Annotated in this window: 13 protein-coding genes; 7 read left to right on the forward strand and 6 right to left on the reverse strand. The window is 71.7% G+C overall.

Annotation, left to right across the window (positions count from 1 at the left end):
* Positions 1–75: 75 nt before the first annotated feature.
* Genes Q1B24_RS13985 through Q1B24_RS14000 form a run of 4 tightly spaced genes read left to right on the forward strand, consistent with a single transcriptional unit; the run spans position 76 to position 5,606 of the window.
* A complete protein-coding gene (locus Q1B24_RS13985; RefSeq protein WP_299929708.1) occupies positions 76–2,592 on the forward strand; it encodes a DNA topoisomerase (ATP-hydrolyzing) in 2,517 nt (838 codons plus the stop codon).
* A 4-nt stretch (positions 2,593–2,596) separates the two neighbouring features.
* Complete coding sequence (locus Q1B24_RS13990; protein WP_299929711.1) at positions 2,597–3,325, forward strand: LppX_LprAFG lipoprotein; 729 nt, start codon at positions 2,597–2,599, stop codon at positions 3,323–3,325.
* A complete protein-coding gene (locus Q1B24_RS13995) occupies positions 3,322–5,091 on the forward strand; it encodes an MFS transporter (RefSeq protein ID WP_299929714.1) in 1,770 nt (589 codons plus the stop codon). The genes Q1B24_RS13990 and Q1B24_RS13995 overlap by 4 nt, the downstream gene beginning before the upstream one ends.
* Positions 5,092–5,111: 20 nt before the next feature.
* Positions 5,112–5,606, forward strand: coding sequence for a carbonic anhydrase (locus tag Q1B24_RS14000; protein ID WP_299929717.1), 495 nt, complete (start codon positions 5,112–5,114; stop codon positions 5,604–5,606).
* Between the two features lie 13 nt (positions 5,607–5,619).
* On the opposite strand, the gene Q1B24_RS14005 is transcribed toward Q1B24_RS14000, so the two are convergent.
* From Q1B24_RS14005 to Q1B24_RS14015, 3 genes are all read right to left on the reverse strand, one after another.
* On the reverse strand, positions 5,620–5,775 hold the full coding sequence (locus Q1B24_RS14005; RefSeq protein WP_299929720.1) for a hypothetical protein: 156 nt from the start codon (positions 5,773–5,775) through the stop codon (positions 5,620–5,622).
* 357 nt (positions 5,776–6,132) lie between these two features.
* Positions 6,133–6,657 carry a GNAT family N-acetyltransferase gene (locus Q1B24_RS14010; protein WP_299929723.1) on the reverse strand — a complete coding sequence of 175 codons (525 nt, stop codon included), beginning with the start codon at positions 6,655–6,657 and terminating at the stop codon, positions 6,133–6,135.
* Positions 6,657–8,795, reverse strand: a complete 2,139-nt coding sequence (locus Q1B24_RS14015; protein ID WP_299929726.1) for a DNA topoisomerase IV subunit B — start codon at positions 8,793–8,795, stop codon at positions 6,657–6,659. Before Q1B24_RS14015 ends, Q1B24_RS14010 begins: the two co-directional genes overlap by 1 nt.
* 170 nt (positions 8,796–8,965) lie before the next feature.
* Here Q1B24_RS14015 and Q1B24_RS14020 point away from each other — a divergent pair, with 170 nt between their 5' ends.
* Together Q1B24_RS14020 and Q1B24_RS14025 are read left to right on the forward strand one after the other, a co-directional pair.
* A complete protein-coding gene (locus tag Q1B24_RS14020) occupies positions 8,966–9,211 on the forward strand; it encodes a hypothetical protein (RefSeq protein WP_299929729.1) in 246 nt (81 codons plus the stop codon).
* A gap of 96 nt (positions 9,212–9,307) precedes the next feature.
* A complete protein-coding gene (locus Q1B24_RS14025; protein ID WP_299929732.1) occupies positions 9,308–9,784 on the forward strand; it encodes a DUF456 domain-containing protein in 477 nt (158 codons plus the stop codon).
* Positions 9,785–9,814: 30 nt separating this feature from the next.
* Here the strand turns inward: Q1B24_RS14025 and Q1B24_RS14030 are convergent, their stop codons facing one another.
* Positions 9,815–10,360: a hypothetical protein gene (locus tag Q1B24_RS14030; RefSeq protein WP_299929735.1), complete on the reverse strand. Its 546-nt coding sequence runs from the start codon at positions 10,358–10,360 to the stop codon at positions 9,815–9,817.
* A gap of 81 nt (positions 10,361–10,441) precedes the next feature.
* Between Q1B24_RS14030 and Q1B24_RS14035 the strand changes: the two genes are divergently transcribed.
* Positions 10,442–11,575, forward strand: a complete 1,134-nt coding sequence (locus Q1B24_RS14035; RefSeq protein WP_299929738.1) for a CapA family protein — start codon at positions 10,442–10,444, stop codon at positions 11,573–11,575.
* Between the two features lie 6 nt (positions 11,576–11,581).
* Here the strand turns inward: Q1B24_RS14035 and Q1B24_RS14040 are convergent, their stop codons facing one another.
* Positions 11,582–12,586, reverse strand: coding sequence for a M28 family peptidase (locus Q1B24_RS14040; protein WP_299929741.1), 1,005 nt, complete (start codon positions 12,584–12,586; stop codon positions 11,582–11,584).
* A 135-nt stretch (positions 12,587–12,721) separates the two neighbouring features.
* Entirely contained in the window at positions 12,722–13,999 is a 1,278-nt protein-coding gene (locus tag Q1B24_RS14045; protein WP_299930203.1) for an RNA polymerase sigma factor, read from the reverse strand.
* Positions 14,000–14,063 lie beyond the last annotated feature (64 nt).

Raw genomic sequence — 14,063 nt, forward strand, 5'->3', positions numbered from 1 at the left:
GACTGCAATCTATCCGCCCCTCCTCCTCGGCGTGCCCCCGACGGTCCACGAGCAGGCACCGGGGACAATGGCGCCATGGCACGACGTACGAAGCAGGAGCCCCTCCCGGACGACTTCGAGGAGCACATCCTCGACACCGACATCCGCGACGAGATGCAGACGTCGTTCCTCGAGTACGCCTACTCGGTCATCTACTCCCGCGCGCTGCCCGACGCGCGCGACGGCCTCAAGCCGGTGCAGCGGCGCATCCTCTACACGATGGACGAGATGTCGCTGCGGCCCGACCGCGGGCACGTCAAGAGCGCCCGCGTCGTCGGTGAGGTCATGGGCCGCCTGCACCCGCACGGCGACGGAGCGATCTACGACGCGCTCGTCCGGATGGCGCAGCCGTGGTCGATGCGACTGCGGACCGTCGACGGCCACGGCAACTTCGGCTCGCCCGACGACTCCCCCGCCGCCATGCGCTACACCGAGTGCCGGATGGCGCCCGCCGCGGTGGCGATGACCGCCTCCATCGACGAGGACACGGTCGACTTCAAGCCCAACTACGACTCCCGCGAGATGGAGCCGGTCGTCCTGCCGGCAGCCATCCCGCACCTGCTCGTCAACGGGTCGGCCGGGATCGCGGTCGGCATGGCCACCAACATCGCGCCGCACAACCTCGTCGAGGTCGTCCAGGCGCTCAAGCACCTGATCACGCACCCGAAGGCGTCCCTCGACGACCTGATGCGCTTCGTCCCCGGCCCCGACCTGCCCACCGGCGGCAAGATCGTCGGCCTCGACGGCATCCGCGACGCCTACGAGACCGGGCGCGGCACCTTCAAGATGCGAGCCACCGCCCGGATCGAGTCGGTCACCGCGCGACGCAAGGGCATCGTCGTCACCGAGCTCCCCTACGGCGTCGGCACCGAGCGCGTCATGGACCAGATCAAGAAGCTCGTGCTCGCCAAGAAGCTGCAGGGCATCGCCGACATCAAGGACCTCAGCGACCGCGAGCACGGGCTGCGCCTGGTCATCGAGATCAAGAACGGCTTCGTCCCCGAGGCGATCCTCGAGCAGCTCTACCGCCAGACCGCGCTCGAGGACTCCTTCGGCATCAACGCCGTCGCGCTCGTCGACGGCCAGCCGCGCACGCTGGGCCTCAAGGAGATGCTCGAGGTCTTCCTCGGCCACCGCTTCGACGTCGTACGCCGTCGCTCCGTCTTCCGCCGGGGGAAGACCGCGGACCGGCTGCACCTCGTCGACGGTCTGCTCATCGCCATCCTCGACATCGACGAGGTCATCCAGGTCATCCGCGGCTCCGACAACGCAGCGGCGGCCAAGGAGCGCCTCATCGAGATCTTCGAGCTCTCCGAGGTGCAGGCCGACTACATCCTCGACATGCCGCTGCGGCGCCTCACGAAGTTCAGCAGGCTGGAGCTGGAGAAGGAGAAGAGCGAGCTCGAGCGCACGATCGAGCTCCTCGACGCGATCCTGGCCGACGAGAAGCTGCTCCGGAAGGTCGTCTCCGACGAGCTCACCGACGTCGCCAAGGAGCACGGCACCCCGCGTCGCACGGTCCTGCTCGGCGCGGCTCCCGCCGTCACGGCGGCGGTCGCGTCCGTCGAGGTCGCCGACGAGCCCTGCTACGTCCTGCTCTCCTCCAGCGGCCTCCTCGCCCGCACCCGGGACGCCGAGCCGCCGGGCTCAGGCGGCGACCGGGCCAACCACGACGTCACCGTCTCCGTGGTCCGCACGACCAAGCGCGGCGAGATCGGCGTGGTCACCAACCGCGGGCGGGTGATGCGGCTCTCCGTGCTCGACCTGAGCAACGCGGAGCTGCCGCCCACGGCCAACGACCCCAACCTCCAGGGCACCCTGCCGCTCAGCGAGATGCTCGCCCTCGACCCCGGTGAGCGCGCCCTCGCACTCACCTCCCTGCCCACCGACGGCCCGGGCCTCGCCCTCGGCACCCGCGACGGCGTCGTGAAGCGGGTCAACCCCGAGGTGCTCAACCGCGACGAGTGGGAGATCATCGGCCTCAAGGACGACGACGAGGTCGTCGGCGCGGTCGAGCTCGTCACCGGCGACGAGGAGCTCTGCTTCATCTCCTCCGACGCCCAGCTGCTCCACTTCCCCGCCTCGGGCGTACGACCGCAGGGCCGCTCCGGCGGCGGCATGGCCGGCATCAAGCTCGGCGCGGGCCAGCGGGTGGCGTTCTTCGGCGCCTTCGTGCCCGAGGACGCGGTCGTCGTCACCGCCTCCGGCTCGTCCACGGCCCTGCCCGGCACCGAGGCCGGCGCCGTCAAGGTGACCCCGTTCAGCGAGTACCCCGGCAAGGGCCGCGCGACCGGCGGCGTGCGGAGCCACCGCTTCCTCAAGGGCGAGGACACCCTGGTCACCGCCTGGGCCGGGCCCGGTCCGGCCCGCGCCGCGGCGTCGAGCGGGGCGCCCGTCGACCTGCCCGAGGCCAACGGACGGCGCGACGGCTCGGGCGTCCCCGCACCGCAGCCCATCGCCGCGGTGGCTTCCCCGGTGTCCGCGCAGCTCGCGACGCGTGCGGCCGCGGCGGGCGCTGGCGAGGGTGGCGCAGCCGCCCCTGTGGAAGGCTGAGGTCATGCCTGCCCGCGCCCGCACCTCCGGACGACTCGCCACGACGCTCACCGCGGTCGTGCTCGCCCTCCCGGCGCTTTCCGCCTGCTCCGGTGACGCGGGCGGGAGCGAGGGTGGCGACGAGGGCCCCACGCCCGAGGAGGTGCTCGACCAGGCCGCGACCACGCTGACCGAGACGAGCGGCGTCGACCTCACCCTGTCCACGCCCTCCCTCCCCGACGGGGTCTCCGGCATCACCCAGGCCGCAGGCACGATCACGCAGGCGCCGGCCTTCGACGGCTCGATCACCGTGGTGTTCGCCGGCCAGACCGTCGACGTACCCGTCATCGCGGTCGACGACACGGTCTACGCCCAGCTGCCGTTCACCCCGGGCTGGAACGAGGTCAACCCGAAGGAGTACGGCGCCCCGGACCCCTCCAACCTCATCGGCGAGGACGGCTTCGCCGGGCTGCTGGGCCTCACCGAGTCGCCCGAGGCCGGCGAGAGCGTGCGCGGCGGCGCCGACAACAGCGAGATCCTCACCACCTACTCCGGCACCGTCCCCGGCGACGCGATGGACGCGATCATCCCCTCGTCGTCGGGCGACACCTTCGACGTCGAGTGGCAGGTCAGCGACGCCGGCGAGCTGCGCAAGGCCACGCTCACCGGCGTCTTCTACCCCCGCGCCGAGCCGATGACCTACACCGTCGACTTCGCCGACTACGGCACCGAGAAGGACATCACCGCGCCGTGAGCACCGCCACGGGCGAGGCCGCGGTCTCCCGCACCTCGCGGGCGCTGCTCGCCATGGCAGCCGTCGCCGTCGCCTTCGCGGCGGCCGACACCTACGTCGTCGTCCTGGCGCTCCCGGACATGATGACCGGGGTCGGGGTGCCGATCGACCAGCTCCAGCGCGCGGCGCCGATCGTCAGCGGCTTCCTGCTCGGCTACGTCGCGATGCTGCCGCTCATCGGCCGCATCGCCGACCTGCGCGGTCGCGTGCCCGTGCTGGTGATGGCGCTCGTGCTGTTCGCCCTGGGCTCCCTCATCACCACCGTCGCCTACGACATGCCGAGCATCGTCGCCGGCCGGTTCCTCCAGGGCGTCGGCGGCGGCGGCCTGGTGCCGGCCACGCTCGCGCTGGTCGCCGACCTCTACCCGGTCGAGCGCCGCGGCGTCCCGCTGGGCGTCGTGTCCGCCGTCCAGGAGATCGGGTCGGTGCTCGGCCCGCTCTTCGGGGCGGCGGTCCTCGCCGTCGCCGACTGGCGCGCGATCTTCGCGATCAACCTGGCGGTCGGCCTCGTGCTCGCCGCCGCCATCCGCGCCCTCGCACCGCACCAGCCGTCCGGGGCGGGCCGACGGCGGCCCGACCTCGTCGGGCTGCTGCTGCTCCTGACCACCTTCGCGTGCGCCGCGGTGGTCTTCCTGCGCCCGGCGCCGATGATGCGCGACCTGACGTGGGGGCAGCTGTTCATCCCCTTCGCCGGCGACGGACGCTGGCTCACCCCGGTCGGCGCCGCCACCGTCGTCTCGCTCGTGCTGCTGCTGGCCTGGTGCTGGTGGGCGCCGCGCCCCCTGCTCGACCTGCGCGGCTGGGCACGCGTGCTCGTCGACGCGGACCTGGTCGGTGCCCTGCTGCTCGCGGCGGCCCTCGGCGGGGTCATCCTCGCCTTCGCCACCGCCGACCCCAAGGTCGAGGTGTTCTCGCCCCAGGGCCGGTGGTACCTCCTCGGCGCCGTCGTCGCAGCCGCCGCCTTCACCTGGCACGTACGCCGCGCCGCCAGCCCCCTCGTCCCCCGCGGCGCGCTGCGTCGTACGCCGGCGTGGGGGGCGCTGCTGGTCAGCTTCTTCGTGGGTGCCGCGCTGATCGCCGCCCTCATCGACATCCCGCTGTTCGCCCGCACCACGGTCTACCCCGACGACCAGCTGCCCGCCGCGCTCGTGCTGGTCCGCTTCCTGCTGGCCCTGCCGGTGGGCGCGGTCGCGGGCGGGTACCTGATCCGCTTCCTCTCCCCCGGCCTGGTGACCGCCGGCGGGATGCTGCTCGCCGCCACCGGGTTCGTGCTGATGACGCGCTGGGGTCTCACCACGATCGAGGAGCCGATCGCCAACCTCGCCCTCGTCACGGGCGGCCTCGGCTTCGGGCTCGCCCTGGCGCCGGTCAACGCCGCACTGCTCGCCTTCACCGACGACGACGTCCACGGCGTCGCCAGCGCCTTCGTGGTGGTCGCGCGGATGGTCGGCATGCTCGTGGGCATCTCCGCGCTCACCACCATCGGGCTGCGCCGCTACTACTCCGAGCAGCTCGCCGTGCCGCCGGTGCAGGAGGTGTGCGACGGCAAGAGCCGGTGCAAGGAGTTCTCCGACCTCCTCCGGGTCGCCGGCATCGCCCAGGAGCACGCGGTCTTCTGGGGCGCGGCCGGGTGCGCGGTCGTCGCCGCGGTCCTCGCGCTCGTGCTCTTCCGCGAGGTGCGCCCCACCCGGCTGGCGGCGCGAGACGTCTTCACCGGCCGTGCCTGAAGGGCGCTAACCTGCCGTTCGTGAGCGACTTCGACGACTTGTTGCAGGCCAACCGCGCGTTCGCGGACTCCTTCGACCTCGGCGGCTTCGACGGCAAGGCCCATGCCGGCATCGCCCTCGTCACGTGCATGGACTCGCGCATCGACCCCCTGGGCATGCTCGGGCTCAAGCACGGCGACGCCAAGATCTTCCGCAACCCCGGCGCGCGCGTGACCCCGCAGGCGCTCGAGGCGCTCGTCCTCGGCGTGCACCTGCTCAACGTGCAGCGCATCCTCGTGGTGCCGCACACCCGCTGCGCCATGGCGTCCGCCTCCGAGCAGGACCTGCGTGACAGGGTCGGCGAGTCCGCAGGCGTCGACGCCAGCTGGCAGTCCTTCGGGGTGGTCACCGACCAGCTCGAGCAGCTGCGCGAGGACGTCGCCAAGGTGCGCGCCCACCCGCTCGTCGGCGACCGCGCCAAGGTCGGTGGCTTCCTCTACGACGTCGACTCGGGGTTGCTGACCGAGCACGCCTGAGCCCGGCCGGGCGTCAGCGCTGCTCGGAGTCCGTGCGCCGCAGGTCGGCGGGCGGGTAGCGACGGCTGTCCTCGATGCCGTGCTTCACCGCGAGGCGGATGATCCAGTAGGACGCATACATGGCCACGGCCAGGACGACCAACGCCACGATTCCCCCGATGTCGAGCATGGGCGCACGCTAGCCGACCGATGGGCCGCGGATGCGGGTACGGCCACATCCAGTACGGCGTGTCCCGCGCGACACGCTGTACGACGTCGCGGTGAGGCGGCGGTTCCGGCCCCGGGCAACGGGGCGCGCGGGCTCGACCAACGTAGGCAGTTCGGGATGCTGCGAGAGACGACCGCGCTCGGACAGCCGGAGATACAGGCGAACTGCCTACGTTCAGCGGGACGATGCGTGCACCATGAAGGCAGTTCGCCCACCCGTCTTCGGGTCCCACGCTCAGCCAGCCGAGATCCGTTGCGAACTGCCTGCATGGTGCTCGCCCGGGGCCCGGCTCTCCGCCAGCGGGCCGCTGGTGTCAGGTCACCTTGCCGGCCATGAGCGCCCCATGATGATGCGGTCGGCCGAGAACCCGGGACCGATCACGGCCCAGCCACTCGAGCGGTACAAGCGCCGGGCCGGGTCCTCGGGATCCGACGAGGTCATGAGAACCCAGCGGTGGTGGCTGAGGCCGTCTGTGAGTGCGGTCAGGAGACGCCGTCCGACGCTCGCGCCACGTGCGGACTCTGCGACACCGATGCTCACCAGCTCGAAGTGCCCTCCCAGCCAGTCGGAAGCGACATCGGGGTGGAGCACCGTGGCCGCGCTGTCGGTCCACCACTGACCGTGCTCGCCGGTGTAGCCGTAGCCGAACCCGATGAGCCGTCCATGGGTGCGAGCAAGCGCGAGGCGGAATCCCGGCCGCGCCGAGTGCCGGTCCCACACCTGGTGGCGCCATGTGTCGAGGTCGTCGAAGTCCTCGAAGACGGTGCGGTAGAGCGGCCACAGCTCATCGAGGACCACGGTCTCCGCAACCTGTTCAACGACTGCCACGTCGATGTCGGACATCAGGCGTCGAGCATCTCCACGTCGACCTCGTAGGCGCCCTGCACGATGAACTCCTTGCGCGGGGCGACGTCGGAGCCCATCAGCAGGTCGAAGACCTTGCTCGCCTCGTCTACGTCGTCGATGGTGAGCTTGCGGAGCGTGCGGTGGCGGGGGTCCATGGTGGTCTCGGCCAGCTGGTCGGCGTCCATCTCGCCGAGGCCCTTGTAGCGCTGGACCGGGTCCTTCCAGCGCACGTTCTTCTTCTTCAGCTCCGCGAGCTTGCGCTGCAGCTCGTCGTCGGAATAGGTGTAGATGTACTTGTCCATCCCCTTCTTGGGGTTGGACAGCTCGATGCGGTGCAGCGGCGGCACGGCCGAGAAGAGCCGCCCGTCACGCACCAGCTCGGGCATGTACTTGAAGAACAGGGTCGCGAGCAGGCACCGGATGTGTGCGCCGTCGGAGTCCGCGTCGGCCATCAGGATGATCCGGCCGTAGCGGGCCGCCTCGAGGTCGAACGTACGACCCGAGCCGGCGCCGACGACCTGGATGATCGAGGCGCACTCGGCGTTCTTGAGCATGTCGCCGACGGTGGCCTTCTGGACGTTGAGGATCTTGCCGCGGATCGGCAGCAGCGCCTGGAACTCGCTGCTCCGGGCGGCCTTGGCCGTGCCCATCGCCGAGTCGCCCTCGACGATGAACAGCTCGGTGCGCTCGGTGTCGGTGCTGCGGCAGTCGAAGAGCTTCGCCGGCAGCGCCGAGGACTCGAGGGCGTTCTTGCGGCGCTGGTTCTCCTTGTGCTGGCGCGCGGCGAGCCGGGTCTTCGACGCACCCGCGACCTTCTCCATCAGCAGCTTGGCCTGCGCCTTCTCGGCGCGCTTGGTCGAGGTGAGGAACGCCTTGAGCTCACCCGCCACCACCTTGCGTACGACGCCGCGCGCGGCCGGCGTACCGAGGATTTCCTTGGTCTGCCCCTCGAACTGCGGCTCGGCCAGGCGCACGGTCACCACCGCCGTCAGGCCCTCCATGACGTCGTCCTTGATGACGTCGGTGTCGGCGGCCTTGAGCACCTTGGCGCCGCGCATGGCGTCGTTGAAGGTCTTGGTGAGGGCGGCCTCGAAGCCACCCACGTGGGTGCCGCCCTTGGGCGTGGCGATCACGTTGACGAACGAGCGCAGCTCGGTGTCGTACGCCGTGTCCCACCGCACCGCGACGTCGACGGTGAGCTCGCGCTCGACCTCCTGCGGCGTCATGTGGCCCTTGTCGTCGAGCAGCGGCACCGTCTCGGTGAAGGTGTCGGTGCCCTGCAGGCGCAGGATGTCGGTGACCGGCTCGCCGTGCGAGAGGAACTCGACGAACTCCGCGATGCCACCGTCGTGGCGGAACTTCTCCTCGACCATCTCCTCGGTGCGCTGGTCGCGGATGACGAGCTCGAGGCCGGGGACGATGTAGGACGTCTGGCGGGCGCGCCCGATCAGGCCGTCCATCTCGAACCGTGCGTCCTTGGTGAAGATCTGCCGGTCGGGCCAGAAGCGGATCCGGGTGCCGGTCTTCCCCTTGGCGACCCGCTTGCCCTTGCGGGACAGGCCGGACTGCGGCGTGAACGACGCACCGGGCCCGTCGCCGTCGAAGACGCCGGGCACGCCCCGTTGGAAGGACAGGCCCTGCTGGCAGGGCGAGCGGTCGACGTCGATGTCCATCCGGGCAGACAGCGCGTTGACCACCGAGAGGCCCACGCCGTGCAGGCCACCCGTGGCGACGTAGGAACCGCCGCCGAACTTGCCGCCGGCGTGGAGCTTGGTGGCGACCACCTCGACGCCCGACAGGCCTGTCTTGGGCTCCTTGTCGGTCGGGATGCCGCGCCCGTCGTCGTACACCTCGACGGAGCCGTCGTCGTGGAGCGTGACCTCGACGCGGTGCGCGACCCCGGCCAGGGCCTCGTCCACGCCGTTGTCGATGATCTCCCAGAGGCAGTGCATCAGCCCGCGCGTGTCGGTCGAGCCGATGTACATGCCCGGTCGCTTGCGGACCGCGTCGAGCCCCTCGAGGACGAGGAGGTGTGCGGCGTTGTAGGTGTTGTCTGCCGGTGCTGCCACAAGGGAAGAACCTACCTGCGACACGCCGGACGCCGACGGAGGCACGCCTTGCCCAGAGCCGTGCATGCACAGGTCTAGCGTGGGGCACCGGACAGGTATCACTTCCGCAACGGCTCGTCCACGCTTGAGGACAACGCCAGCGAGGGAGAGTGTGACGTGATTGACTTGATGAGTTCTCGTACCTGAAACAGCAGCAGGGAATCTTTGCCCCACTGGCTACGTTGGGCCAGACACCGATGAACAGAAATGAGGCTGACGTGACCACTGCCACCGCACCCACCCAGGCCGTCCTGACGGCTGGTGACCGCTGCGACCGCTGCGGCGCCCAGGCCTACCTGCGGGTGGAGCTCCAGACCGGCGGCGAGCTGCTGTTCTGCGCCCACCACGCTCGTGAGCACGGCGAGAAGCTCCGCGAGGTCGCTGCGACCGTCCACGACGAGACGCACAAGCTCGACACCCCGTCCGCGGGTAGCGAGGCCTGAGGCACCACCGACTCCCGAACGGCCCCGGACACGCTCTCCGGGGCCGTTCTGCGTCCCCGCCCGTCCCCGCGTACGCCGTCTGGGAGGCTGTGCCCCGTGAGCGCCCTCGAGATCCTCGTCGCCCTCGCGATCGCCGTCGGCATCGCAGGCATCATCGTCCCCGTCCTGCCGGGCACGATCCTGGTGCTCGGCGCGATCCTGGTGTGGGCCCTCGAGATCGGTACGTCGACCGGCTGGGCGGTGTTCGCCGTCGCCACGCTGTTCCTCGTCGTCGGGTCGGTCGTGAAGTACCTCGTCCCCGGACGTCACCTCAAGGCCGCCGGCGTGCCGACGCGGACGCTCGTCGCGGGGGGCGTGCTGGCCTTCGTCGGCTTCTTCGTCGTCCCGGTCATCGGGATGTTCATCGGGTTCGTCCTCGGCGTCTACGTCGCGGAGCGGGCGCGCGTCGGCGGCGCGCTGGCGTGGCCCTCGACCAAGGGGGCGCTGCGCGCCGTGGGCGTGTCGATCATGATCGAGCTCGTCGCGGCCTTCCTCGCCGCGGTCGCGTGGGCGGCCGGCGTCGCCGCCACCTGAGGGCCGGGGCGCGGCCGCCGGTCCTCGCGATCAGACGCCGAGGCCCGACTCGATCGGCAGGCTCCACCTGCGGCGTTCGGGGGACCAGTCGACGACCGGGTGGGAGCCATCAGCCTGGTCGATCATCTTGACCGACACCCGCACCGAGTCGGGCTTGTCCAGGCACTCCCGGCTGATGCGCACGCGGAACGTGTTCTTGGCGCCCCACCGCAGCCGCGCGTCGTAGGGGCAGTCGACCCGCTCGTCGCTTCCGCGCCACCCTCGCGCTTCGGTGAGGACGTAGTCGGTGCCGTCGTTGAGCCCGCTGCTGAGGACGTACTCAGGACCCTTGGTGCCGCGGTCGGTGTCGAGGAAGACCGACACCGCTGCAGCGCTCGAGCGCGTCAGGTCGCGGAAGCGCACCTTGACCAGCACGTTGGCGGCTCCGTGCTTCGCACGCAGCGCACGGATGTCGGTGAGCGAGGCACTCGCGTCGGCCGGGTCGCTGGTGCTGTAGTACTCCGCGTGCGCCGGAGCGGCCGTCAGGGCGCCGAGCGCGAGGGCAGGGACGGCGATGAGTGAGATCCGAGTTCTCATGCATCGAGTGTGTCACCGTCCACCCCTGTCGCGTCCACCTACTTCCGGAGGTGGCCGGGTCTCCGGTGGCACGATGGCACCATGATCGCGGCCGGGCGCAGGAGCGTACGCCGCTCCGGCACGGTGCTGGTGCTCCTCGCGTGCTCCGTCCTCGCGGGCTGCAGCCGATCGGAGGCACCGCCCCCGCCGCCGCAGTCCCGGGCCCCGACGGGATCGGCTCCCGAGACCTCGACCGCTCCGACCCCGCGCGAGCGGCGTCCCTCCCCGGTGCGCCTCGCGGTCGCCGGCGACATCCACTTCGAGGGGGTGCTCGCCCCGCGCCTGCGCGACCCGGCCACCGCTCTGGCGCCCGCGTCCCCGGCGCTGGCCGAGGCGGACCTGGCGATCGTCAACCTCGAGACCTCCGTCGGCTCGGGCGGGCGTCCCGAAGCGGGGAAGCGGTTCACGTTCTCCGCCGGTGCGTCGGCGTTCACGGCCCTCGCCGCAGCAGGCATCGACGTGGCGAGCATGGCCAACAACCACGCGGTCGACTTCGGCCGGGACCGGCTTGCCTCGACGCTGCGGGCGGCCCGTCGCGCAGCCGCCGCGGACCCGCCGCTGGCCGTGGTCGGGATCGGTGCCGACGAGGACGAGGCCTTCACCCCGGCGGTCACCGACGTGGACGGCACGCGGGTGGCCGTCCTGGCCGCGTCAGCGGCCGACCAGGACCCGACCGCGGACCCCACTGCTGGATGGAATGCAGGTCCGGACACGTCCGGCGTCGCCGGTGCGCTGGACCCCCGACGCCTGCTTCGCGAGGTCCGCCGGGCCGACCGCACCGCCGACGTCGTGGTCGTCCACCTCCACTGGGGCGTGCAGGGCGAGCGGTGCCCGTCCGCCGACCAGCGCCTGCTGGCGCGTCGGCTCGTCGGGGCCGGCGCCGACGTCGTGGCGGGCAGCCATGCCCACGAGCTCCAGGGCGACGGTCGGCTCGGACCCGGCTACGTCGCCTACGGGCTGGGCAACTTCGCCTGGTACTCCCCCGGGCCCACGGGCGTGCTCACCCTCACGGTCCGTCCGCCGCGCGCGCCGGCAGGACGGGCGGAGGTCACCGCATCCCGCTGGTGGCCCGCGACCATCGGCGCGGACGGGCTCGCCGCGCCCGACAGCGGTGCGGCAGCGGCGGCGTCACGCGATCAGCGGGTGGCGCTGCGGGAGTGCGCCGGGCTGGGCTGACGGGCCTCAGCGCGGAGCCAGCCACGCAGCGACGATCCGGCCCACCCGCTCGAGCTGCGCCGCTGACACGACCGCGGGCACGTCGCCGGCCGAGTGGTAGCCGGCGTACGGCGTCGACCCGAGCCGCGCGCCCGGCAGGCCGGCACGGACGAAGGACCAGTGGTCGCTGCTGCGCTGGCCGCCCTCCGCCACGGTCGCGGCGCCCGCACGGCGGGCCGCTGCCAGCAGCGCCTGCTGCACCGGGTCGGTGTCGTACGCGGAGCCGACGGGGACCCGGTCGCCCACACCGACCCGGTCCAGCGACACCATGGCCCGCACCGCGCGACGCTCGGCGGGCTGCATCGCGGCGACGTAGCGCCGCGACCCGTAGTGGTGGTCCTCCGGAGCGCCGCGAGGCTCCTCGGCACCGAAGGCGACGTACACCGTCGGGAGGCGGGTGGTGCGCTGCGAGGCCGCCTCGGCGACTGAGAGCATCGCCCCGACACCCGAGGCGTTGTCCTCCGCACCCGGCGCCTGCGGCACCGTGTCGAGGTGGGCGCCGACGACGAGGTGCGGCTCGGTCGGGTCGAAGCCGGGCGGGGTGGCGACCACGTTGACCGAACGCCCGGCCGGGACGGCGACGCCCCACGACTCCCCCGCCGGCACGTCCACCCGCTGCTGCTCGACCTCGTAGCCGAGCCGCGACAGCTCCGCGGAGACCCAGCGGGCAGCTCGCGCGTACGCCTCCCCCGTTGCCTCGCGCGGACCGATCCGCCCGGCGAGGTGGCGCACCGCCCGCACCGCGACCGTCCGGTCGACGTCGTCCGCGGACAGCGGCTCGTCTGCGGTCTCCTCGGGCGTCTCCGGCGCCGACGGGGGCGATCCGGTCGGCTCCTCACCTGGCTCGTCGGCCGGCTCCTCGGGCGGCGTGGTCCCCCCGCCCGCGCCGTCGGCCGCCGCTCCGGGCTCCTCAGGCTCCGGCTGCTCCGTCGAGCACCCGCCCGTCACCAGCAGCGCGAAGGCTGCAGCCACCGCCCACCGTCGACCAGCGCGCCCCGTCGTCACGCCCCCACCCTGCCAGCCCGGCCACGGCCGGCGACGTCGAAATGACGAGCAGCGCCGCCCCGGAGGGCGACGCTGCTCGTGACGTGCGAGGTGAGCGAGCGCTCAGTCGAGGTAGTCGCGCAGGACCTGCGACCGGCTCGGGTGGCGCAGCTTGGACATCGTCTTCGACTCGATCTGACGGATCCGCTCGCGGGTCACGCCGTAGACCTTGCCGATCTCGTCGAGGGTCTTCGGCTGGCCGTCGGTGAGGCCGAACCGCATCGAGACCACGCCGGCCTCGCGCTCGGAGAGGGTGTCGAGCACCGCGTGCAGCTGCTCCTGGAGCAGCGTGAACGACACCGCGTCCGCGGGGACGATGGCCTCGGAGTCCTCGATGAGGTCACCGAACTCGGAGTCCCCGTCCTCGCCGAGCGGGGTGTGGAGCGAGATCGGCTCACGGCCGTACTTCTGGACCTCGATGACCTTCTCGGGGGTCATGTCGAGCTCCTTGGCGAGCTCCTCCGGGGTGGGCTCACGGCCCAGGTCCTGGAGCATCTGCCGCTGGACGCGAGCGAGCTTGTTGATGACCTCGACCATGTGCACCGGGATGCGGATGGTGCGGGCCTGGTCGGCCATCGCGCGGGTGATGGCCTGACGGATCCACCACGTCGCGTAGGTCGAGAACTTGTAGCCCTTGGTGTAGTCGAACTTCTCGACCGCACGGATCAGGCCGAGGTTGCCCTCCTGGATCAGGTCGAGGAAGAGCATGCCGCGACCGGTGTAGCGCTTGGCCAGCGAGACGACGAGTCGCAGGTTGGCCTCGAGCAGGTGGTTCTTCGCCCGGCGCCCGTCCTCGGCGATCCACTCGTACTCCTCGAGCATCTTCGGGCTGATCCGGCCGCCCTTGGCGAGCTTCTCCTCCGAGAACAGGCCGGCCTCGATCCGCTTGGCGAGCTCGACCTCCATCTCGGCGTTGAGGAGCGGGACCTTGCCGATCTGCTTGAGGTAGTCCTTGACCGGGTCGGCGGTCGCACCGGCGACCATGACCTGCTGCTCCGGCTCGTCGGTCTCGTCGGCCGCGGAGACGGTGAAGGCCTGCTTCTCGTCCTCCTTGATCGTCGGGTCCTTGGCGACGTCCTTCTCGAACTCGGCGTCGGGGATGTCGGGCAGGACCTTCTTGCCGTCCGGGCCGATCACCGGTGCCTCGACGGTGCCGAGGTCGACGACCTCGTCGCCGGTGGACGACGCAGCCTTCTTGGCAGCCGCCTTCTTCGCCGGTGCCGCGGTCTTGGCGGCGGCGGGAGCGGCGGTGGCCTTCTTGGCGGCCGCCTTCTTCGCCGGGGCCTTCTTCGCAGCGGACGACGTCGCGGCCCGCTTGCTCGTGGCGGCGACCGCGCGCATGCCTGCGGCGTCGATCTGCACCGAGATCCCGAGGCCGCTGAGGTGCACCAGCAGCGCCTTCAGG

The organism is uncultured Nocardioides sp. (genome assembly GCF_947488025.1).
Classification (GTDB): domain Bacteria; phylum Actinomycetota; class Actinomycetes; order Propionibacteriales; family Nocardioidaceae; genus Nocardioides.